The following is a 21,641-nucleotide window of genomic DNA, read 5'->3' on the forward strand; positions in this document are numbered from 1 at the left end:
CCTCACACCCTCACACCCTCACACCCTCACACCCTCACACCCTCACACCCTCACACCCTCACACCCTCACACCCTCACACCCTCACACCCTCACACCCTCACACCCTCACACCCTCACACCTACCCCGCTCCCCGGCACTCCGTCCTCGCCGGGTGCAGGTTGCCGAACGGGTGGTAGTAGCGGAACTCGCCGTCGCTCACCGGGACGGCGTGGCTGGGCGCGCGGCAGTAGGTGGCGAGCACGGTGGAGTCCGGCACCGCCAGGGCGCCGCCGTGGTAGGTGATCCACTGGATCCCTCCCCCGGGCGAGCGGATCAGGGTGCCCGGCGGGCGGACGGGGTGTCCCCGCGCCGCGAACACGCGCGGCATCCGCAGCAGCACCGAATCCGGCACCTCCGTCATGCGCTCCAGCGCCCCGGCGCCAAAGATGGAGTCCAGCGTGGCCGGATCGGGCACGGGGGACAGGATGCAGCCGATGACGACGAACGCCGGCTTGTTCTCGGGGTGGTCCGTGACGATGGGGCCCGGACCCCGGAGCCACGGGTGCTGCCGGACCGACGGAAGCGTGGCCCGCGGCCAGTCCGGCAGCCGTGAAAGCTCGCGCACGGCGTGGGGCTGGTGCCCGGTGCACGCCAGCAGCGTCGCGGAATCCGGGTAGGCGTACAGCATCTCGCCAAAAGCCAGGTACAGCCGGTCCTCGCCCGCGACGCGCACCGTCTCCCCATGGCCCAGCTGCTCGGCGTGCTGGACGGCCTCCGCCGGGAGACGCTGGCCGTCCGACATCCAGATCCCCAGCCCCACCAGCGCCGCCATCAGCACCGCGCCCGAGACCATCCCCGGGCGCCGCTTGCGGTCCCCGCCGGGGGTGGGGGCGCTCACCAGCCGGTTCAGCCGCGGCGCCGCCTTCGACGGCTGCACGGGAGCCGCCTGAGCGGGTGCATCGGGTGGATCCAGCCCCGCGCCGAGCTGCGTGGAGGCGATCGGCCCGCCGTCCGCCTCCCGCGGCGGATCGGCGGGCGGAGGCGGGGGGGCCGCCGGCGGCGCGGGACTCGCGCGGATCGTCCGTGGGGGCGGAGCGGGCGGGGGATCGGCGGCCTCGGCGCGCAGCTGCTCGGCCAGGGCGCGGGTGTCCGGGTCCGGCTCCGCGACCATCTCGCGGTCCAGCCACTCGGTGAACGTCTCGTAGTACCGCAGCGCCCGGTTGCGCTCGCCCGACCCGGCAAGCGCGCTCATCACCCCGCGCCGCGCCGTTTCGGCGATGGGGTCGATCTCCACCGCGCGCTCCGCCAGCCGCAGCGCGCGCGGCCAGTCGCGCCGGGCCGCGGCGTCCGTCCACGCCGCCTCCAGCCGGCGCAGGGCCGCCTGGCGGATGACCGGCCTGCGCCCCTCCGCCCACTCCGCGAAGCCCTCCGCCCCGGAGCCCGCGTCGAAGCCGGCCAGGAACTCGCCCCCGTAGAGCGGAAAGCTCTCGTCCACCCGGGCGGGATCCACGTCCCCCCGCAGCAGTTCCACGGCGTCGCAGGGAAGCGCCGCCGCCCAGTGCACCACCTGGTTGCCGCTGCGCAGCGACCCCGGAAGCACCGCGCGGATGCGGCGCAGCGCCTGGGTAAGGGAGTGTCGCGCCGCTTCCTCGGTGTTTTCGCCCCACAGCAGGGTGGCCAGCCGGCCGCGCGCCTGCACCTCTGCCCCCTCCACGCACAGGTAGACGAGGAGCGCAAGGTCCTTGGTGCGCAGCGAGCCGACGGTCCCGCCGTCGGAGCTTACGAGAACGGGATGTCCGAGAGTCCTGAGGTACACGATCCGTATGCGCCGGTTAGGGAGCAAAGTGGGTACTTTGCAGCCCGCAAATTATCCCGTTCGGCACGCCCCCCCGCAATGGCACAGGGGCGCACAGGCGGGTGTGCGATTGCTGTTCACCCCCGTGCGGAGAAGGTGCGCACCGATGCCCCCGGATGTGCGAATGCCGTGCGGAGGCGGTGCGAACGGGGTGCGGGAGGCCGATTAGGCTGTGTTCCGCGGACGCTAGGCACCCCCGCCGACGTCCCGCAGCCAACCCTCCCTCAGGAGACGGGAACCATGCTTCGCAAGTCCATCCTCGCCGGTGCCTTCCTTCTCGCGGCCGCCGCGTGCGGCCCCGCCGCCACCGAGCCCGCCCACACGGACGCCGCGGCCGCCGCGCACGACGGCAACCCCCCGCCGCCGGACACCACCACCATCGAGAACGATACCACCAAGCGTGGGGGAGGGACCATCGGCTCCGGTACCTGATCCGCACGTCAGACGACAATCAACAGGGGGCGGTCACCGCGGCGGTGGCCGCCCCTCCTTGTTGAGAGGGACCCGTGAGCTGGCATTCTCGTTTGCGGCTCGTCATCGCCCTATCCATTCACGCCTGAAGACGCGAAAGTACCGCACGAAGCCGAAGGGAGCCGGCGGAGAACGACTCCGCCGGCTCCCTTCGATGTCATACCATATCTCGCAGTCCGTTGTGCAATCAGAGGAACGACGGAAAAGCATCACGCGGAGGCGCGGAGGAACGGATGAGGCGCGGAGGCGTTTGGGGCGTTCCCTCCGCGCCTCTTCTGTTTTCTCCGCGCCTCCGCGTGAAAATCGTTCCCCCTCACTGCACATCGGAATCCGGGAGATGGTATCCATTTCCCGCCGTGCGTCCGCGGGGGTCAGTGCCCTTCGGACGCTTCTCCACGCGCGGCCTGGCGCTCGGACTCGCGGCTCACGGGGGCGGCTTCGCCGTCGCCGTAGGCGGGAACCACGCGCCCCTCACCCAGCAGCGCCAGGTCGAAGATCTGGTCCATCCGCTCCACGTAGTGAAACTCCATCCCCTCGCGCACGTCCGTGGGCACGTCGCGCAGGTCGCGCTTGTTGCCCGTGGGAAGCACCACGTTCGTGATCCCCGCCCGGTACGCCGCCAGCACCTTTTCCTTGACCCCGCCGATCTCCATGATCTTTCCCCGCAGCGTCACCTCGCCCGTCATGGCCATGTCGTGGCGCACGGGGCGCTCGGCCAGCGACGAGGCCAGCGCCAGCGTGACCGCCGCGCCCGCGGAGGGGCCGTCCTTGGGCGTGGCGCCCACGGGAAAGTGCACGTGGATGTCGTTGTCGCCAAACACCTCGCGGTCAATCCCCAACTCGTCGGCGCGGGAGCGGACGTAGCTGTACGCGGCGTTCACCGACTCGCGCATGATGTCGCCCAGCATGCCGGTGATCACCAGCCGCCCCGTCCCCGGCATCTTGAGCGCCTCAATGAACATCAGCTCGCCGCCGGAGGCCGTCCACGCCAGCCCCGTCACCACGCCCACCTCCGGCCGGATCTCCGCGGGCGTCGTTGAATAGCGCTGAAAGCCCAGGATCTCCTCGATCATCTCCTGTGTGATCGTCCATCCCCGGCCCTTGCCCTCCGCCTTTTCGCGGGCCAGGTAGCGCATCACCGCCGCCAGCGACCGGCGCAGGTTGCCCACGCCGGCGTCGCGCGCATAGCCGCGGGTCAGGAACAGGAGCGTCTCGTCCTCGATCTTCACCTCCTCCGCGGTAAGCCCGTGCTCCTTTACGATGCGCGGGAACAGCCAGTCGCGGGCGATGACGATCTTTTCCTCCGGCGTGTAGCCGGCAATGCGGATCTCGATCAGCTGGTCGCGCAGGTCGCGCGGAATACGGTAGAAGTCGCCCGCGGCGCCCACGAACAGCACCTCGGACAGGTCGAACGGCAGGTCCAGGTAGCGGTCGGTGAACTCCTCGCGGTTTTCCGGGTCCAGCACCTCCTCCATGGCCTCGACCGGGTCTCCCTCCACGCTTCCCAGCCCCAGCTCGTCCAGCTCTTCCAGGATGAAGACGGGGTTCTTGACCCCCGCGCCGGCGATCAGCTCCATCACCTTGCCCATCTGCGCGCCGGTCCGCGTGCGCCGCGTCCCCACCAGCTGCGCCTCGTCGCGCCCGCCCAGCTCCAGCCGCACCACGGGCCGGCCCAGTCCGCGCGCCACCGCCGTCGCCAGCGTCCGCTTGCCCACGCCCGGCGGCCCGACGATGCAGGGGATCGGCCCGCGCAGGTCGTTGCGCAGGTTGGCCACGGCCAGCACCTCCAGCAGCCGCTCCTTGCTTTCGTCCATCCCCAGGTGCTCTTCGCCGAACGCCTTTTCCACCGCGTCCAGGTCGATGGTCCCGTCCCCGGCGCGCCGGGTCCAGGGCACGGCGATCAGCGCGTCCAGGTAGGCGCGGATCTCGGTGGCTTCCTGCGCCGTCGTGGTGCTGGAGCGCAGCCGCTCCGCCTCGCGGCGGCCGGCGGCGGCCACGCGCTGGGGAAGCCGCGCCATCTCCAGCTTGCGCAGCATCTCGTCCGCCTCGCGCTCCAGCGGGTCCAGCTCGCCCAGCTCCGCCTGCAGCGACTGGATGCGGCGGCGGATCTCGGACGTGCGGTCGCGGCCGGTGCGCGGCTGGCTCTCCGCCGTCGCCGCGGCGCCCTCCTCGCCCGCGACCGCCTCTACCTCGCGCGCCCGCTCCCACGCCTGCTCCAGCGACTCCAGCACCAGGTCCAGCCGCTTTGCCACGTCCAGCTCCTGCAGCACGGCGTCGCGGTCGGGCAGCTTCAGGTTGCATAGGGTGGCGGCCAGGTCGGCAAAGCGGCCGGGGTCGCCCAGGTTCATGCGCAGAATGCGGGGTACCTCGTCGGGCACCCGGTCCACCTTGGCGGCAAGCCCGGCGACGGTGGTGAGGATGCGCTCCACCACCGGCTCGGCCGCGTCGGGGGAGAGCGTCTGCTCCTCGACGGTGCGCACGCGGGCGGTGTAGAAGCCGTCCTCGAAGCGCACGTCGTCCAGGTGAATGCGCCTGAGCCCCTGCAGCGTGGTCTGGATGGTTCCGCCGGGCAGGTTCAGCCGGTCCAGCACGCGCACGGCCGTCGCTACTTTTTCCAGCGAGCGGGGCGGGATGTCCTGCCCGTCATCGAGCGTGGAGACGATGGCGACGATCAGCTCCGGCTCCGGGTGCGCGTTCAGCGCCTCGACGTTGGGGGCGTAGCCGATCTGGAGCGCCGTGGCGCCGGAGGGGTACACCACGGTGCTGCGGATGGGGAGCACCGGCACCCGCTCGGCGAGCTGGTACGAGGCTTTGGTTGCGCTGGTGAGTGGCATCCAACTGCTTTCGGTCTAACGGTTTGTGCGTTTGCTTCCGAAAAGGCGGCCGTCCAGCGTCCGCAAGAACCGGGCAATTCGCCGCGCGTTGGTCCCCAGGTCGGCGGCCCCCTTTCGCGACGCTGAGGCCATTTCCACGCGGGTCTGCCCCTCGTCGTCCAGCGAGATGCGGACCCACACGTCGTCGGTGAACTTCCACAGCCGCGTGGTTGCCTCCGCGACGATCTCGCCCCCCACCGGGTCACTGCTGACGACGATCCACCCGCGCGTCTGCTCCGCGATCTCCAGCGCCGCCGCCCATACCTGGGCAAACGGGATGGAGTAGGCGCGCTCCCGCAGCCGCGGATCGTCGGCCTCGGCGTCGGTAAAGGCGCGGTTGGTGGTGAGCGCTTGCAGCAGGCTCATGGATCGCGTGGATGTAGATGATGCCGCGCCGCCGCTCTCCGGCGCGTCGCTGGGCCGAATCTACGTTGCAGAAGGCGTGGAGGGGAGAAGGGGCGTGTGAGGGTGTGAGGGTGAGCGGGTGTGAGGGTGAGCGGGTGAACGGGTGAACGGGTGTGATGTGATTTCGGTTTGACCGCGTTCGCCTCTCACAGGTATGTTGCCGCGGGTCAGGGCTACGGTATGGAAACTGCCCGGGCGGGGCGGCGGCTGGCGGGTGCCGCAGTGGATGGTGAGCCCTGGCGCGCCCCCATCCGGGCGGGCACCATCCCCCAATAAACCCTGGGGGAAGGTTGATGTGAGGCGAGTCCTGTGCGCGTAGCAGGCCTTCCCGCATCCGCCAGCCGCAGCGGGATCGAAGTCCACCTCCCCCAGGGGTTTTTGGGGGAGGTGCGAGCCTAAGCGAGTAAGGGGGCGCTTAGCGGCCGGCAGGATCTCCGCCGCAGCGGGACCGAAGTCCACCTCCCCCAGGGTTTTTTGGAGGAGGTGGGTGCCTAGGCGAGTTCGGGAGCGCCAGCGGCCGGCAGGATATCCGCCGCAGCGGGACCGAAGTCCACCTCCCCCAGGGTTTTTTGGGGGAGGTGCGAGCCTAAGCGAGTAAGGGGGCCCCCAGCGGCCGGCAGGATATCCGCCGCAGCGGGATCGAAGTCCACCTCCCCCAGGGTTTTTTGGGGGAAGTGCGAGCCTAAGCGAGTGAGGGGGCCCCCGCGGCCGGCAGGATCTCCGCCGCGGCGGGATCGAAGTCCACCTCCCCCAGGGGTTTTTGGGGGAGGTGCGAGCCTAGGCGAGTAAAGGGGCCCCCCAGCGGCCGGCAGGATATCCGCCGTGGCGGGATCGAAGTCCACCTCCCCCAGGGTTTTTTGGGGGAGGTGCGAGCCCAGGCGAGTAGGGGGCGCTCGGCGAGATGACAGCCGACGCGCTCGGGCCCAGCAGCTACGTAAAATCGCGCGCAGGTTACCTGCAGATACCAGAGCCGGAGGAATTTCGAGTGAAAGTCGTCATGCCGGTGGCGGGGAAGGGCACCCGACTGCGTCCCCACACCCACCTGGTCCCCAAGCCGCTCCTCAAGGTCGGCGACAAGCCGGTGCTCAGCTACATTCTGGACGACCTGCGCGAGCTGGGCGTGAACGAAGCCGTGCTCATCACGGGCCACCTGAAGGAGAAGGTGGAAGCGTTCATGAAGGAAGAGTACCCGGACTTCAAGGCCGACTACACCGAGCAGGTGGAGCAGCTGGGCACCGCCGACGCCATCCGCCTGGCCGAGCCGTTCGTCCAGGAAGAGATGCTGATCATCTTCGTCGACACGCTGTTCGACGCGGACCTTTCGCTGGTCAAGCGGCTGCCGGAGGACGTGGCCGGGGTCATCTGGGCGATGGAGGTGGAGGATTACCAGCGCTTCGGCGTGATCGTGACGGACGAGAACGGCTTCATGCAGAAGATCATCGAGAAGCCGAGCGAGCCCGTGAGCAAGCTGGCCAACATCGGCCTGTACTATATCCGCGACTGGAAGCTGCTGTTCGAAGGCATTCGCCATGTGATGAACAGCCCACCCGGCGGCGCCGGCGAGTACTACCTGACCGACGCGTTCCAGTACATGGTGGACCAGGGCGCCAAACTCAAGGTGGAGCCCGTGCACGGCTGGTACGATGCAGGCAAGCCCGAGACGCTGCTGGAAACCAACGCGCACGTCCTGGGCACCACCCGCGGCCGCCGGCCGGAGTCGGTCGCGGACGGTGTAACCATCGTGGAGCCGGTGCACATCGCGGACGGCGTGACGCTGGAGGGCAGCGAGATCGGCCCCAACGTCACCCTTTCCGCCGGTGTGGTCGTGCGGGGCAGCAAGCTGCGCCACACCATCGTGGGCGAAAAGTCGAGCATCGAGAACTCGGACCTCGACAACTCGCTGATCGGGCGCGATGTGAAGGTGAGCGGCGTGCGCGGCCAGGTGGACCTGGGCGACCACTCAGTGGTGACGATCGGCGGGGCGTGAGCGGTAGTGCGGAAGCAGAGGCGGCCCCTCCCCGAAGTCTCGGGGAGGGGCCGCCGTCGTTCGACACCCCCGTTTAGGGGCAGTTGGTGCCCGGGACGCAGGAGTACGTGTGCCCTCCGCTGCAGGCGACGGCGCAGGTGTACACGCAGCTGAACTGGCACGAGTCGGCCGTGACGCAGTAGTAGGTGCCGCAAACCGTGTCGCATGTGCGGTAGTTGCACGTGGCGGCGCCGTCGCAGGTATACCCGCCGTGGCAGCTATTTCCACCGCCGCACGTGTTGCCGTTCTCGCCTGTGCACGCCAGCGACGCGTGCCCCAGCACGGTGCCGCTATCCTTTTCCGCACCACTTGTTGTGAACGACTCCACGTCCAGCGTATCGAGATCCAGCTTTACCTTGCGCATGGTTCGCTTCTCATGGGAGGGTGAAATGCCGCCCGCGATTGAGGGTCGAGCGATGAGGGCGATCGCAATATTGTGTCTATTTATGTGCGGAGCAAGTTCCATGTTTCGGCGTGAATGACGCTGCGGCTTTCCTCGTATTCCAAGGAGCAATTGCACCCTCACACCCTCACACCCTCACACCCGTTCACCCGTTCACCCGTTCACCCGCTCACCGCAGCCGCCGCCAGCACCACCAGCAGCGCCCGCTCCACCCCCAGCGCACCGCCGTCGTTCGCGTACCACTCGTCCAGCGTGTGGATGCCGCCGCTGTCGCCGCCCACGCCGATGGCGATGGAGGGGATGCCCAGCGCCATCGGCACGTTGGCGTCCGTGGACGAGCCCACCAGCTCCGCGCGCGCGCCCAGCGACGCGGTGACGGCGGCCGCGGCACGCACCAGCGGGTGATCCGCCGCCGTTTCGCCGGACGGGCGGTCGCCGATCAGATGTACGCGGGCGTGCAGCGGGTGCGTCCCCGCGCGGCGCGACGCGTTCTCCAGCTCCACCGCGTCCCGAAGCACGCCGCGGACGCTCTCCTCCATCGGCCCCAGCACCCCGGTGGCCTCGCTGCGCATGTCCAGCTCCATCCACGCATCCGCCGGGATGGAGTTGATGCTGCTCCCTCCACCGATGCGCGCCACCGTCAGCGACGTGCGGTCGGGGTGGGGAAGGGGCATCGCCCGGAGGCCACCCGCGGTCCCGGCGAGCGCCAGGACCGGGTTCGGCACGCCGCGGTCGGACCACGAGTGGCCGCCCGGCCCCTCCGCCTCGATCCGCAGCCGCCGCGACCCGATGGCGCGATGGACGATGCGCCGCATCCCCGATCCGTCCAGCGCCACGCACGCCGCGGCCTCCCGAAATCCGCCGTCCTCCCGGAAAAGGTGCTTCACGCCGCGCAGGTCGCCGATCCCTTCTTCGCCCACAGTCGCGGCAAACAGGACGGGGTGCTCCGCCGCGACGCCTGACCCCGCCACCGCCCCGGCGACGGCCAGCATCCCCGCCAGCCCGCGGCAGTTGTCCGTGATTCCCGGCGCGTGGATGCGCTTGCCTTTGCGGCGCGGCTCCACGTCGGTTTCCGCGGAAAAAACCGTGTCCAGGTGCGCGGCCACCACCACCGGCGCGCCCTTTGCCCCGTCCGGACGCCACTCGCCCAGCACGTTCCCCACGGCGTCGCGGCGCACGTCCGCCAGGCCAATCTCGCGAAAGCGGGCGAACACGTAATCGCCGCGTGCCTGCTCGGCAAACGAGGGCGCGGGAATGCGCACCAGCGCAATCTGCTCGGCCAGCGTGTCGTCATCCGTCTGGTGTACGCGCTGCCGCAGCGGGCGGAGCGCCGAAAAGGCCGTAACGTCGCGCAGGGTCGCCATCCGGTACAGAGTAATAGGGGCCACGGGAGCGCGGATTGTGCCGCCGCCGGGGCTCGCTGTCAAACCCGCCCGTCGGATTTGCGGGACTTTTCTTGCGTCGGGGCAGTGAGTTAGGTTCAGACTCTGTACAAAATGTGCGAACCGGCCCTCCGCCGGCAACGTGCGCCGCATCCCAACTTCCAGACCATGCCGCAAGGGCCGCAGACGATGCAGGAGAGCGAGCTGATCTACGACTGGAACACCCTGGAAGGGTCGTTCGACTACTCCACCCGCCACGGCGTGCAGCTGAACGACGAGACGCTGCGCGACGGCCTGCAGTCCCCGTCCGTGCACGATCCGGCCGTCGAGGACAAGATCCGCCTGCTGCACCTGATGGACGAGCTGGGTATCGCCTCCGCCGACATCGGCCTTCCCGGCGCCGGCCCGCGCGCCGTGCACGACGTGGAGGCCCTGGCGCGCGAGATCGTGGACGGCCGGCTGGCCATCCAGCCCAACTGCGCCGCCCGCACCGTGCGTGCCGACGTGCAGCCCATCGTCGACATCTCGCAAAAGGTGGGGATCGGCATCGAGGTCGCCTCGTTCATCGGCTCGTCCCCCATCCGCCAGTACGCCGAGGACTGGACGCTGGACCGGATGCTGCGCGCCACCGAGGACACCGTGGGCTTTGCGGTAGAGAACGATCTGCCGGTGATGTACGTGACCGAAGACACCACCCGCGCGGCGCCCGAGGTGGTCAAGGCGCTGTACCGGACGGCGATCGAGTGCGGCGCGCGGCGCATCTGCGTCTGCGACACCGTGGGCCACGCCACCCCGCACGGCGTCCGCCAGCTGATCCGCTTCGTCCTGGACGAGGTGGTCAAACCTTCAGGCGAGGACGTGAAGGTGGACTGGCACGGCCACCGCGACCGTGGCCTGGCCATCCCCAACTGCCTGGCGGCCATCGAAGCGGGCGCGCACCGCATCCACGGCACCGCGCTGGGCATCGGCGAGCGCTGCGGCAACGCCGAGATGGACCTGCTGCTCGTCAACCTCAAGCTGCTGGGGCTGCACGACTGGGACGTGTCGCGGCTCAACGAGTACGTGGAGCTGGCCTCGCAGGCGTGCCACGTGCCCCTGGCGTACAACTGGCCCGTCTTTGGCCACGACGCGTTCCGCACCGGGACGGGCGTGCACGCGGCCGCCATCATCAAGGCCGAGAGCAAGGGCGACGCGTGGCTGGCGGACCGCATCTACTCCGGCGTTCCCGCCGGGTGGTTCGGCCTGCGCCAGGTGATCGAGATCTCGCCGATGAGCGGCATCAGCAACGTGCGCTACTGGCTGCGCTCGCACGGCTACGACGAGACCGACGAGGGGCTGTGCAGCTACGTGTTCGAGGCCGCCAAGACCTGCGACCACACCTTTACGGATGACGAGGTGCACGCCCTTTGCCGCGCCCACAGCGTGCACATGGCCTCCGCCACCGCGCCCCTGGCGGAGACGGTGTAACGAACAGATCGGTCAGCGTGCCTCTGGCACGGCATGCTCACCGGCGCGGGGAAGCGCCGGACTTCCCTGGTCGCACCACGCGCGGTGCGACCAGGGGTTTGATGCTGGTTTGCAGCCGCGCCCTGCGGCCTTCGGTTCCCGATTGGAGAGGTGATCGGGTTGTGAGATCCCGTCCGGGCGCAGCCGGCGACACCCGCCACGCGAGCAGGCGGGTGAGCGCGCGGACGGGCCGGTACGAGGCGCGGTGCGCCTATTCCACGACGAGCGGGATCGGTGCTCCCTCCGGTACGTGCTTCATGCTGACGGAGTTGATGCAGTACCGCAGCCCCGTGGGCGGGGGTCCGTCCGGAAAGACGTGGCCCAGGTGGCCCTCGCAGCGCGCGCAACGCACTTCGGTGCGAATCACGCCGTAGGCGTGGTCTTCGTGGTTGCTGATCGCGTTGGCGGATACCGGGTGGGTGAACGACGGCCAGCCCGATCCGGACTCGAACTTTTCGCCGGACCGGAAGAGGGGGTTTCCGCAGCCCGCGCAGACGTAGGTGCCCGGCTCGTGGGTTTCCAGAAAGCACCCGTCCCACGGCGCCTCGGTGCCGTGCTCCCGCAGCACCGCGTACTCCTCGGGCGATAGCCTCCTGCGCCACTCGTCGTCGCTAAGCCGCAGCTTTTCCATCATCGTCCACTCGTCTCCTCGTGAGGTTCCAGGCCGGATCCGGGACCGTCCGCCACGGACCGGCAATCCACTTCGTGCGTCCCGGAACCGCGCCTCGCAAGTCGTAAACCGCGCTTCACCCCGCGCTCCGCGCCGGGCTTCTCGCCCCCAGCCTCCACGGCCCGGCGAGCGACGCGCTGGACGGGAGGTTGCCGAAAGCCATCCTCCCCGGTTCTCTTGATACAGACGGCGGATCGTCCCAGGGTGCCGTGGCAATTCCTCCAGGAGAAGGTCGTGATGGCCAGTAGCGTGAAGGTTGAGGTATACGGGCTTCCGTACTGCACGACGTGCCAGCGTGCGATGCAGTACCTGCAGGAACGCGGCGTGGCGATCCAGGAGTTCCGGGACGTGAAAACGCAGCCGCTGACCCGCGCGGAGGTGGAAGAGCTGGCTCGCAAGGTGGGGAGCGCGGACAAGCTGTTCTCCCGGCGCGCCATGAAATACCGGCAGATGGGGCTGCATGAGCAGCAGCTTTCGGAAGATGACCTGCTCCGGCTGATGACGGAGGAGTACACCTTCGTTACCCGCCCCGTCATCGTCCGCGGCGACCGCGCCACGGCCGGATTCAGCGCGAAGCGGGTGGACGAGCTGGTCGGCACCTCGGCCTGAGCGGCTACGGCGCGCCGCAGGAGCAGCGGGATTAGTGTCGTTTTCGGGGCGAATGTCTTGCCGATTTTCCGCGCGCCACCCATGCTTCTCCGGACAGGCTTCGTGCGTTCGGCGACCGGGCGCGCGGAACGGGAGCGTGGTGCTCCGATCCTTCTACTGGAGAGGCGAGCAATGAAGAAGCTGACGCTGGACCTGGAGTCGCTGGGCGTGGAGACGTTCGCGACGGCGCCGGACATGGACCGGATGCAGGCAGGATTCGTGGTGGAGGGGATCTCGCGGAAGAGCTGCATCGAGCAGTGCACCACCTCGTGCACCCCGATGGCGTAAGGTAGCCAACGCGCAAGAAAGAGCCCGGCGGGGAGCGCTCCCGCCGGGCTCTTTCTGTGTAGAAACGCCCGCCGGGGCGTCGTGCGCCGGCGGGCGTTACCCCAGGATCGGTGCCCGCGGAACTCCGCCTCAGCAGAGGCCGGGGATCCGGGTGCAGGCCTGGGAGACGCCGCAGAGGGTGTCGTCGTAGGTCTGGCCGGTGCACGTGGGTGTCGCATCGTTCGCGCGTACGGTGCCGCGCGTCTCGGCGGCGGGGCCGGTGGGGAACGACTCGATCCGCAACCGATCGACGTCCAGGCGAAGCTTTTTCATCGTCATCTCCCTCATCCAGGTGAACGCATCCCGGCGGAACGAAGCGCGCACGGAAGCCAGTCCCGTGCCGTGCCGGGGACGCTGGACGGGGTGAGGGAGGTCGTCCCGCGGGGAATCAGACGCTGGGGCGCTTGAGGGCGGGCATGTCGCCGATGGTGGCGTAGAGGTCGCCCCACAGGCGGCCGACGGGGCGCAGGGCGGTGGTGTCGGCGTAGAGGGTGCCGGGGATGAGCGGGATGTCGTCGGCAAGGCGAACGCGCAGCACCTCGCCGATCACCAGCGTGTTGGGCCCGCCTTCCAGCTCCACGACCTTGAACAGGCGGCACTCCAGCACGGCGGGGCAGTCGGCCACGTACGGCGCGTCCACGGACTCCGCGTTCGCCGAGGCCAGGCCGGCGCGCTCGAACTCGTCCACGTCGGGGCCGTACTCGCCGGCGCTCTCGTTCATCGGCACCAGCTGCGGCTCGGTGGCCAGGTTCACGCAGAAGGCGCCGGTCTGGCGGATGTTGCGCAGCGTGTCCTTTTCCACGCCGCCGCGGCTGCCGATGGAAACGGAAACCAGGAACGGCGTGGAGGCGACGGCGGCGAAGTAGCTGAACGGCGCCAGGTTGCGCCGCCGCTCCGGCGATCTCGTCGACACCCACGCGATGGGGCGGGGGACCACCAGCGAGGTGAGCAGCTGGTACCGCTCGCGTCCGCCCAGCGCGGCGGTGTCCCAGATCACGCCGCGTCCGCTGCCGGAAGCGTCCGCGCGATCCAGTCGCGGATGTCGCGCGCTTCATCGGGGCTGATCCCGTGGCCCATGGGGTAGTCGCGCGTCTCCAGTTCCGCTCCCGCCGCCCGCAGCGCCGCGCGTCCTTCCTCGCCCATGGAGAAGGGGATGGAGGGATCCATCGTCCCGTGGCCCCAGAAAAAGCGGGTGCCGCGCACGGATTCCGGCGTGGCGCGGACCGTGGGATGATCGGCCAGGAATCCGCTCAGGCACAGCGCCAGCGGCACGGCGCCGGGGTTCCGCAGCGCGTAGCCAACGGACATCGTGCCGCCCTGGGAGAATCCGCCGAGTACGACCGGGCCGGTGCGGATCGGCAGCGTGCCCGGCAACGCCGTCAGGAACTCCGCAAGCGCCTGCTGCGACTGCTCGAAGCTCTGCGGCTCGGGGGTGTTGCCGCCCAGGTAGCGGTACCACGCCCAGCCGGGGCCGTACCCCCACGGTGTGCCGCTGTGCGGCGCCTGCGGCGTCACGACGACGGCGCCGGGCGCCAGGTGCGGCGCCAGGCTCAGCAGGTCGAAGCGGTCCGCCCCGCGCCCGTGCAGCAGCACCACCAGCGGCGCCCCGTCCCGTGCCTCCGGCGGCACCACCTGCTCGTATTGCAGCATCCTTGATCCTTGATGTAGTACGATCGAGCGTTGATTGGACGGGATGTCGTCCCAACGGAAGCGCGGTGTCATCCTGAGGGAGCGCACGCCCGTAACTTTCATAACCACAGAAGCCTGCGCGCGACCGAAGGATCTTTGTCGGGTCGCGCGAGACCCAGCATCGGGAGCCGTTCACGTCCCCCGGTCAGGCAAACAAGATCCTTCGGTCGGCGTCAGAGTGCGTCGTACAAACAGGATGCAGCGCGGCGCCTCCCTCAGGAAATCAACGGGTGCGCAGGGATGGAGACACCCGTAGCACTGCGTCTCACGAACGCGGAACCGGCTCGTTCGTCGTGCCCAGCTCGCCCGTTTCGCGGTCGTAGACCACGATGTTCTCCCACTCGCCGGAGTCGGAGCGGGCGACCACGGCGACCACGGGGTCGGTGTCGCTGAGGTTGAACACCTCGTGCGGCACGCCGGGCTCGATGAAGATGAAGTCGCCGGGGCCGTTCTCCACGCTCTGGCGCAGGTGCGGGCCGTACTCGTGGCGCACGCGGCCTTCCAGGATGTACAGCATCACCTCGAAGTCCATGTGCACGTGCGCGTGCGCCACCGCGCCGGGCGGGATGGTCGCCACGTTCATCGACAGCTTCTTCGCGCCCACGTTGGCCGCCGACATCCCCGTCTTGTAGCGGATGCCGTTCCACGCGCGGTGCGTGCCGCTGCCGCGGATCACCAGAATCCCGCCGCCGCCCTCCACCGCACCCGGCGCGTCAAAACCCGCTGCTTCACTCATCGAATCACTTCCTTGATCCTGGGCAGTGGATGCTGGCACCCGTCGTCAGCGGTCGGTTGTCGTGGCGGTGCCCGGGCCGGCCGTCATCTGCAACGGGGTTCTGCCGATGGCCATGATGCCGCCCACGATCAGCAGCAGCGACAGCGCCACGCCGATCAGCGAGATCATGTGCGCCCGGCGCGGGTCCGGCTGCTTCTTGGCGTAGCCGGTGATGCCGTGCGCCGCGCCGATCGCCGCCACCATCATGATCAGGTGGCCGATCAGCGCGCCGTACCAGGGGCGGGTGAGAACGGTGCCGATGCCCAGCAGAAACTGCAGCCCCAGGGCGCCGTTGAACACCGCCGTGACGGCACGCGACTGCCCGCCGAACTCGCGGCGCGAACTCCACCCCCACAACAGCACCGCGATGGCGATCACCGCGGACAGCAGCACCAGGAAGCGCAGCCCGGAGTGGGCGTAGTAAAGCATGTTGGCCATGCGTCGGCTTTCGGATCGGGTTTGTGTGGATGCGGACGCGGTAATGTAGTGCGAGAGTGCGAAAGTGCGAGAGTACGAGAGTACGAGAGTACGGGAGTACGGGAGTACGGGAGTACGGGAGTACGGGAAGTTGGAGGATAGGATGAGGGCGACGGTTGCAGCGGCGTCAGTAAGTGATTACTCTCTCACCTGTGTGGTTGATGTCGGTGCATCCACTGACCTGGAGGTGTGGTCATGAAGATCTTCGTGACGGGGGCTACGGGGGTGGTGGGGCGGCGGGCGGTGCCGCTGATGGTGCAGGCGGGGCACGAGGTGACGGCGGTGGCGCGGACGCCGGATAAGGCGGCGGCGATGGAGCGGTCCGGCGCGCGGGCGGTGCGCGTGGACCTGTTCGATGCGGACGGGGTGCGGCGCGCGGTGGCGGGGCACGAAGCGGTGGTGAACCTGGCCACGCACATCCCCCACTCCACCACGGCGATGATGCTGCCGTGGGCCTGGCGCGAAAACGACCGCATCCGCCGCGAAGGCTCCGCGGTGCTGGTGGATGCGGCGCTGGCGGCGGGCGCCACGCGCTTTGTGCAGGAGTCGTTCGCGCCCATGTACCCGGACATGCGCGACGAGTGGATCGACGAGGACGTGCCGCCCAACCCCGCGCGCTACAACCGCAGCACGCTGGACGCGGAGCGCTCGGCCGCGCGCTTCGGGCACGCGGGAGGCACGGCGGTGGTGCTTCGGTACGCCGGGTTCTACGGCCCCGACGCGTCGCACATCCCCGACCTGATCCGCTTTACCAAGCGCGGGATGATGGCGCTGCCCGGCAAGCCGGAGGCCTACTTCTCGTCCATCTCGCACGACGACGCGGCGTCGGCGGCGGTGGCGGCGCTGGGGGTGGACGGCGGGATCTACAACGTGTCGGATGACGAGCCGCTGCGGCGCCGCGACTTCTTTGCGGTGATCGCGGCCGGCCTGGGCGTCCCGGCGCCGCGCCCGCAGCCCGTGTGGATGGGGCGGATGATGGGCTCGCTGGGCGAGCTTCTGTCGCGCTCGCTGCGGATGTCCAACCGCAAGTTCCGCGAGGCCAGCGGCTGGGCTCCCCGCTACCGCAGCGTGCGCGAAGGCTGGCCCGCGCTGCTGGCCGAGATGCGCGGCTGAACAGAAAAAGATTGGCCTCACGCAGAGTGACCAGAGTTAGCAGAGTTCTACGTGGTGTTCCCCGCACGAATGCGCGAGGAAACGGCACGAGAAAACTCTGGTTACTCTGGTAACTCTGCGTGAGGCCCAATCGGTTACGAGCCTGGACGAGTATCCGGAAGCAGGCCGCGCAGCATCACCCGAAGCCAGGCCTGCACGAAGCGATCGTCGTCCAGGCGGGCGGGGGGCTCGCCCAGGAGCGTGTGAAAGACCTTGAACGAGGTCAGGCCGCCCAGCAGCACGGCGGCGGTCGCCTCGGGATCCTCCACGCGCAGTTCGCCGCGGTCCGCCCGGTCGCGCAGCCAGTCGGCGAGCGCGGCGTACGTCGTCTGCATCCGCCGCTCGCGGACGCGCGCCAGCAGCTCCGGAAACTGCTCCAGCTCCCGCCAGACGATCCGCATCACGTCCTGATCATCCTGCAGCATCTGCATCGCGGCGCGCGCCAGCACGCCCAGCGCGTCCTCCGCCGGCCCGGGAACGGTGCGGATGAGTTCGCGCGCCCGCTCCGCGCCCGCCACGAAATCCTCCATTCCCGCCGCCAGCACCGCCTCCTTGCTCCGAAAGTGCTTGTACAGCGCCCCTGAGCCCGGTGCCAGCCCCGCCGCCGCCTGGATGTCGGCGATGCTGGTGCGCTCGTAGCCGCGCTCCGCGAACAGCCGCATGGCCTCGCGAAGAATGCGCTCCGCGGCGCGCGAGCGACGGGGCCGTCCGGCGGGATCGGTGCTGTCGGGCATCAGGCGGTGGAATGGGATGGAAGCGGCGCGGCCGGCGGAGGGACAATCTAGCGTGACGGGGGTGTGGTGCCAGAGAGGGCGCGGCGGCGGGGGGCGATCAGGATGCGCAGCGGTCCCGGCATCCTGATCGCCCGATCCAGCCCTTACCGGCTGGACGCCTGCCGCACGAACATCTCGGCGACCAGCGCGTTGAAGTCGCGCTGCATGGTGTCGGCCGCCTCCTGGCCCTGGCGGCCCAGCTCGGCCAGGCGCGGCTCACCAATGCGCTCGCCGGCGGTGGCGAAGGTGGCAAAGGTGTCCTGCGCCTGGCGGATCATCACGATGTCCTCCACCACCCGCAGAAAATCATCCGAGCGAAGGGCGTCGGCGGCGTCCTTGGCCTTGCCCAGCACGAAGCCCAGCGCGCCCTTGAACCCCGCACCCGAGACCTCGCCCAGCGTGGCGCGGTACTCTTCCAGCGCCTGCTGGTGCGCGCGGGCGCCCGGCAGATAGCGCGTGCAGAGCGCCCGGAACTGCGCATCCTCCGCCTGCTTCTCGTGGTCTTCCAGGCTCTCGATCAGGGTCTTGTGCTGCATCACGCAGTTGCTCACCTGCGCCCTCAGAAAATCCTGTCCCTCGTGCATGACTGCTTTCCCTTCCGTTGATTTCTCCCGCCGCCGGACAATCACCCGGCGGGGCGGAGGGCGGGTGCACAAGGTATGCCTAAGGTTGTCCGAGATGAAAACAGGACCGGCCGCCTGCAACGCGGCGCCGCGGAGTTGAAACGGTGAGGCGCGGAGGACGGACAGGATCGCTCCGCCGTTCTCCGCGCCTCTCCCTTTTCCTCCACGGCTCCGCGTGAAATGCCGTTCAGGGCTTCGGGTTCGCACCAGGCGGAGGCGTTTCGGTGCTGAGCTCGCGGTTCACCGTGCCCGTGCCGCTGGGCGTGCGGCGATGCTCCTCCACCGCGTCGGCGGCCACCTCGGCCAGCGCGGCTTCCGTGATCCACCCCTTGGAGGCGGCGTGGCGGGCGGCGGCCAGCGTGTCGTCCGTCAGCAGCAGCGTGCTCCCCGCCTTTTCTACCTCGTCCGCCAGCTTTTTGATCGATCCCAGCCGGTCCGGACGCGGGGTGACGTTGCGGATGTACACGGCCTGGATGCGGTCCGGGTAGTCGTGCACCACGCGGTGGTAGATCTCCGGATCCTCCTGCCCGCTGTCGCCGATCAGGATGAAGGGCAGGGAGGGGAACAGGTCCATGATGCGCTTGATGGCCGCCAGCTTGTGGCCCGCGTGCCGCGTGGCCAGCGTTTCGCCCGCGTTCATCCCCCAGTCGCGCAGCATCAGCGGGCCCAGGGGGATCTTCTGGATCTGCAGGAACTCCGTCAGCAGGTCGTGCAGGTTCCAGGGGCTGCTGCTGACGTACCAGATGGGGTTGAACGGCGACTCGCCCGCGCCCTTCTGCAGCGCGCGGTAGAACGCCGCCACGCCGGGGAAAGGGACGCGGGTGCGGGCGTTGGAGAGAAACGTGGTCCGCGCCATCCGCAGCAGCGACGTCGCCCCCGTCTTGACCACCGTGTCGTCCAGGTCGCTGATCACGCCGAACGCGCTTTCCGCAGGTGGCACCAGCACCTGCGCCTCCACGCGGTGCGGCGGATCGCTGGCGGGGTGCTCCAGCTCCAGCACCAGGCTGTGCCACAGCGCGTTGGGGGCGAACTCCGGGCGAGGATGCACCCACGCCTCGAAAAAGCCTTCCCCGTCCGTCGTCACCGTGACCGGCTGGCCGCCGGGGACGTAGACGCGCACGCGCGCCCCGGGCACCTCGTCGCTTTCAAAGCGCTGCACCATGTTGGCGACGTTCATCAGCACCCCGTGCTCCGGGTCCGACGCCGGGACGGGGTTGCCGCGCAGCACGCGCCCCTTGAGGTACGCGCGGTCCGGGCAGCCGTAGCCGCGGTAGGCGTCGATGCGCGCCTTGCCGCTGCCGGGCGCGTACTTCTGCCGCTGCACGTCCACCTTTTCCTCCACCCGGTGGACGAACTTCTGGAGCGAGGTCTTCCAGTCCGCCATGAGACAGTGCGTGAGTGCGAGAGTACGAAAGTACGAAAGTACGAAAGTACGAAAGTACGAAAGTACGAAAGTACGAAAGTGCGTGCTGGCCACTGCGGCGTTGGCGGGCCGGTACCCGGCACTTGATCCTTGTTGCCTGATCTCTTCTTTCCGCCACTGGCCGTACGCCCGGCCGTGGAGCATATTGGCGGCCAGCAATCCCGCAGTCCATCCCGCGCCCCGTCTCTCCACCCGCCCAGGACCCCGGATCTGATGGCATCCCCCGCACCCGCCGCGGCCCCCAAGCGCCGCGGCATGCTGAACGCGCTGGGCCTGCACCGCCCGGAGCTGCGCGCCTGGGCCATGTACGACTGGGCGGCCTCGGCGTTTCAGACCACCATCATGGTGGCCGTGTTTCCCATCTACTTCATCAGCGTGGCGGGGAGCGGCGACGCGGCGGGGGCCAGCCAGTGGTGGGGGTACGCCAACTCGCTCAGCATCGCCATCGTCGCGCTCATGTCGCCCGTCCTGGGCGCCATCGCCGACTATTCGGGGGGAAAGAAGCGGTTTCTGGGCGTCTTTACCGGCATCGGCATCGCCGCGGTGGCCGGGATGTGGTTCATCCACCAGGGCGACCTGCTGCTGGCGGCGGCGCTGTACCTGGTGGCCTCCATCGCGGCGTCGGCCAGCTTTGTGTTCTACGAGTCTCTCCTTCCGCACATCGCCAGCGAGGAGGAGGTGGACCGCGTCTCCACCGCCGGCTACGCTTTTGGCTACGTGGGCGGGGGCGTGCTGCTGGCGGTGAACCTGGCCTGGATCCAGAAGCCGAACCTGTTCGGCATGCCCGCCGGTACCTTTCCCGCGCGGCTGTCCTTTGTCTCCGTCGCCATCTGGTGGCTTCTCTTCTCCATCCCGCTCTTTCGCGGCGTGCGCGAGCCCGCGCGGGGAATCGAGGCCGACGAGACCGCCACCGCCAGCCCCGCGCGCATGGCGTTCGTACGCCTGGGAGAGACGTTCCGGGAGCTTCGGGGATACAAGAACGCCTTTCTCTTTCTCGTGGCGTTCCTGCTGTACAACGACGGGATCGCCACCATCCAGAAAATGGCCGCTCCCTACGCGACGGAGCTGGGCATCCCCCAAGCGGTGACCATCGGCGCCATCCTGCTGGTGCAGTTCGTGGGGATTCCCTTCGCGTTCGCGTTCGGCGCGCTGGCGGGGCGGATCGGGGCCAAGCGCTCCATCCTGCTGGGGCTCGCGCTGTACGCGGGGATCAGCATCTTCGGGTTCTTCATCGGCTCGCTGCCGCAGGGTGAGCGGGCGCGGGCGTTCATCATCCTGGCGCTGATGGTGGGGACGGTGCAGGGCGGCACGCAGGCGCTCAGCCGCTCGCTGTTCTCCACCATGATCCCGCGCCACAAGTCGGGCGAGTTCTTCGGCTTCTACAGCGTCTTTTCCAAGTTCGCGGGGATCTTTGGCCCGCTGCTGTTCGCCTTCATGATCGGCCAGACGGGCTCGGGACGGCACGGCATCCTGTCGGTGATCGGCTTCTTCATCGTGGGCGGAACGCTGCTGCTGTTCGTCGACCCCGTGGCCGGCGAGCGCGCCGCGCGAGAGGCGGAGGCGGCCGTGCGCCTTGTCCCGGCGGACGATCAGGGAGGGTGAACGGGTGAACGGGTAATGATGATGCGGACGGAGACGGCGTGCTGACGGCCCTGCGGGTAGTCGCCCTCGTGCTGATTCTCTTCGGCGGATGCGTGGTGATGGTGTATGGCGCGGCGGCTCAGCGCATCCTGCGCCACGCCGGTGTCCGCTATCGCGGCTGGGACCGTGGAGCGGACTCCCTCTTTCGCTTCTGCGTCTTTGCGGGGCAGGAGTCGCGGCCGTGGCGCGGACGCGTGCTGCGGGATACCCGGCGGTCGCTCCTCACCGGCCTGGCCGCGGGATCGGCGGGGATGGTGCTTCTGGCCATCTCGGCGTTGATCGAGATTCTCCGACAATGCAGGCTGCGGCGACGCCTGGACGCCGTACGTCGCAGGGCCGACGTGTCTGCACCGGCATCGAATGATGCCCATTGAGAGTCTTAACCAGTAAGTGCCGCCCGCCCGCATGAGCGAATGAATTCGCCGCTGCAAAATCGCAAAGTCCACCTTCGTGGACTGTAGCCGCGCGGCCGGAGCGCGACGACCGGCCACGAGATTTCTGATGGTAGATTTCTCAGTCGCGTGCCGGGATGGAGGATCGG

At 69.1% G+C, this 21,641-nt stretch carries 22 protein-coding genes; 8 read left to right on the forward strand and 14 right to left on the reverse strand.

The window, feature by feature from the left end:
* Positions 1–120: 120 nt before the first annotated feature.
* Entirely contained in the window at positions 121–1,797 is a 1,677-nt protein-coding gene (locus ACOJUJ_RS22000) for an AfsR/SARP family transcriptional regulator (protein WP_420129065.1), read from the reverse strand.
* Between the two features lie 279 nt (positions 1,798–2,076).
* Here ACOJUJ_RS22000 and ACOJUJ_RS22005 point away from each other — a divergent pair, with 279 nt between their 5' ends.
* Complete coding sequence (locus tag ACOJUJ_RS22005) at positions 2,077–2,268, forward strand: hypothetical protein (protein WP_420129066.1); 192 nt, start codon at positions 2,077–2,079, stop codon at positions 2,266–2,268.
* 410 nt (positions 2,269–2,678) lie between these two features.
* Here the strand turns inward: ACOJUJ_RS22005 and lon are convergent, their stop codons facing one another.
* Complete coding sequence (lon, locus tag ACOJUJ_RS22010) at positions 2,679–5,141, reverse strand: endopeptidase La (RefSeq protein WP_420129067.1); 2,463 nt, start codon at positions 5,139–5,141, stop codon at positions 2,679–2,681.
* A gap of 15 nt (positions 5,142–5,156) precedes the next feature.
* Positions 5,157–5,546, reverse strand: a complete 390-nt coding sequence (locus ACOJUJ_RS22015; protein WP_420129068.1) for a DUF1499 domain-containing protein — start codon at positions 5,544–5,546, stop codon at positions 5,157–5,159.
* A 1,024-nt stretch (positions 5,547–6,570) separates the two neighbouring features.
* On the opposite strand from ACOJUJ_RS22015, the gene ACOJUJ_RS22020 reads away from it, so the two are divergent.
* Complete coding sequence (locus ACOJUJ_RS22020) at positions 6,571–7,572, forward strand: sugar phosphate nucleotidyltransferase (RefSeq protein ID WP_420129069.1); 1,002 nt, start codon at positions 6,571–6,573, stop codon at positions 7,570–7,572.
* A gap of 73 nt (positions 7,573–7,645) precedes the next feature.
* On the opposite strand, the gene ACOJUJ_RS22025 is transcribed toward ACOJUJ_RS22020, so the two are convergent.
* Together ACOJUJ_RS22025 and ACOJUJ_RS22030 are read right to left on the reverse strand one after the other, a co-directional pair.
* Positions 7,646–7,975, reverse strand: a complete 330-nt coding sequence (locus tag ACOJUJ_RS22025; protein WP_420129070.1) for a hypothetical protein — start codon at positions 7,973–7,975, stop codon at positions 7,646–7,648.
* Between the two features lie 200 nt (positions 7,976–8,175).
* Positions 8,176–9,402: a M20/M25/M40 family metallo-hydrolase gene (locus tag ACOJUJ_RS22030; RefSeq protein ID WP_420129071.1), complete on the reverse strand. Its 1,227-nt coding sequence runs from the start codon at positions 9,400–9,402 to the stop codon at positions 8,176–8,178.
* Between the two features lie 162 nt (positions 9,403–9,564).
* On the opposite strand from ACOJUJ_RS22030, the gene ACOJUJ_RS22035 reads away from it, so the two are divergent.
* Positions 9,565–10,863, forward strand: coding sequence for a LeuA family protein (locus ACOJUJ_RS22035; protein WP_420129072.1), 1,299 nt, complete (start codon positions 9,565–9,567; stop codon positions 10,861–10,863).
* Positions 10,864–11,113: 250 nt separating this feature from the next.
* Here ACOJUJ_RS22035 and msrB read toward each other — a convergent pair whose 3' ends face one another.
* On the reverse strand, positions 11,114–11,536 hold the full coding sequence (gene msrB, locus ACOJUJ_RS22040) for a peptide-methionine (R)-S-oxide reductase MsrB (RefSeq protein WP_420129073.1): 423 nt from the start codon (positions 11,534–11,536) through the stop codon (positions 11,114–11,116).
* Between the two features lie 273 nt (positions 11,537–11,809).
* Between msrB and ACOJUJ_RS22045 the strand changes: the two genes are divergently transcribed.
* Together ACOJUJ_RS22045 and ACOJUJ_RS22050 are read left to right on the forward strand one after the other, a co-directional pair.
* Complete coding sequence (locus ACOJUJ_RS22045; RefSeq protein WP_420129074.1) at positions 11,810–12,181, forward strand: arsenate reductase family protein; 372 nt, start codon at positions 11,810–11,812, stop codon at positions 12,179–12,181.
* A gap of 171 nt (positions 12,182–12,352) precedes the next feature.
* Positions 12,353–12,508: a hypothetical protein gene (locus ACOJUJ_RS22050; protein ID WP_420129075.1), complete on the forward strand. Its 156-nt coding sequence runs from the start codon at positions 12,353–12,355 to the stop codon at positions 12,506–12,508.
* Positions 12,509–12,637: 129 nt separating this feature from the next.
* Here ACOJUJ_RS22050 and ACOJUJ_RS22055 read toward each other — a convergent pair whose 3' ends face one another.
* From ACOJUJ_RS22055 to ACOJUJ_RS22075, 5 genes are all read right to left on the reverse strand, one after another.
* Positions 12,638–12,820 (reverse strand): hypothetical protein, encoded by a 183-nt coding sequence (locus ACOJUJ_RS22055; protein ID WP_420129076.1) that lies wholly within the window; start codon positions 12,818–12,820, stop codon positions 12,638–12,640.
* Between the two features lie 115 nt (positions 12,821–12,935).
* On the reverse strand, positions 12,936–13,544 hold the full coding sequence (locus ACOJUJ_RS22060; protein ID WP_420129077.1) for a flavin reductase family protein: 609 nt from the start codon (positions 13,542–13,544) through the stop codon (positions 12,936–12,938).
* Positions 13,541–14,197: an alpha/beta hydrolase gene (locus tag ACOJUJ_RS22065; protein ID WP_420129078.1), complete on the reverse strand. Its 657-nt coding sequence runs from the start codon at positions 14,195–14,197 to the stop codon at positions 13,541–13,543. The genes ACOJUJ_RS22060 and ACOJUJ_RS22065 overlap by 4 nt, the downstream gene beginning before the upstream one ends.
* A gap of 304 nt (positions 14,198–14,501) precedes the next feature.
* Positions 14,502–14,972: a cupin domain-containing protein gene (locus tag ACOJUJ_RS22070; RefSeq protein WP_420129079.1), complete on the reverse strand. Its 471-nt coding sequence runs from the start codon at positions 14,970–14,972 to the stop codon at positions 14,502–14,504.
* Positions 14,973–15,017: 45 nt separating this feature from the next.
* Positions 15,018–15,449: a hypothetical protein gene (locus ACOJUJ_RS22075; protein WP_420129080.1), complete on the reverse strand. Its 432-nt coding sequence runs from the start codon at positions 15,447–15,449 to the stop codon at positions 15,018–15,020.
* Between the two features lie 234 nt (positions 15,450–15,683).
* Here ACOJUJ_RS22075 and ACOJUJ_RS22080 point away from each other — a divergent pair, with 234 nt between their 5' ends.
* Entirely contained in the window at positions 15,684–16,601 is a 918-nt protein-coding gene (locus ACOJUJ_RS22080) for an NAD-dependent epimerase/dehydratase family protein (protein ID WP_420129081.1), read from the forward strand.
* A 134-nt stretch (positions 16,602–16,735) separates the two neighbouring features.
* Here the strand turns inward: ACOJUJ_RS22080 and ACOJUJ_RS22085 are convergent, their stop codons facing one another.
* The 3 genes from ACOJUJ_RS22085 to ACOJUJ_RS22095 form a co-directional block, all read right to left on the reverse strand.
* On the reverse strand, positions 16,736–17,374 hold the full coding sequence (locus ACOJUJ_RS22085) for a TetR/AcrR family transcriptional regulator (RefSeq protein WP_420129082.1): 639 nt from the start codon (positions 17,372–17,374) through the stop codon (positions 16,736–16,738).
* 143 nt (positions 17,375–17,517) lie between these two features.
* Entirely contained in the window at positions 17,518–17,997 is a 480-nt protein-coding gene (locus ACOJUJ_RS22090) for a hypothetical protein (protein WP_420129083.1), read from the reverse strand.
* A gap of 226 nt (positions 17,998–18,223) precedes the next feature.
* Positions 18,224–19,420 carry an App1 family protein gene (locus tag ACOJUJ_RS22095; RefSeq protein ID WP_420129084.1) on the reverse strand — a complete coding sequence of 399 codons (1,197 nt, stop codon included), beginning with the start codon at positions 19,418–19,420 and terminating at the stop codon, positions 18,224–18,226.
* A 252-nt stretch (positions 19,421–19,672) separates the two neighbouring features.
* Between ACOJUJ_RS22095 and ACOJUJ_RS22100 the strand changes: the two genes are divergently transcribed.
* Positions 19,673–21,061: an MFS transporter gene (locus ACOJUJ_RS22100; protein WP_420129085.1), complete on the forward strand. Its 1,389-nt coding sequence runs from the start codon at positions 19,673–19,675 to the stop codon at positions 21,059–21,061.
* Between the two features lie 38 nt (positions 21,062–21,099).
* A complete protein-coding gene (locus ACOJUJ_RS22105) occupies positions 21,100–21,474 on the forward strand; it encodes a hypothetical protein (RefSeq protein WP_420129086.1) in 375 nt (124 codons plus the stop codon).
* Positions 21,475–21,641: the final 167 nt, after the last annotated feature.

Source organism: Longimicrobium sp. (genome assembly GCF_048594345.1).
Taxonomy (GTDB): domain Bacteria; phylum Gemmatimonadota; class Gemmatimonadetes; order Longimicrobiales; family Longimicrobiaceae; genus Longimicrobium.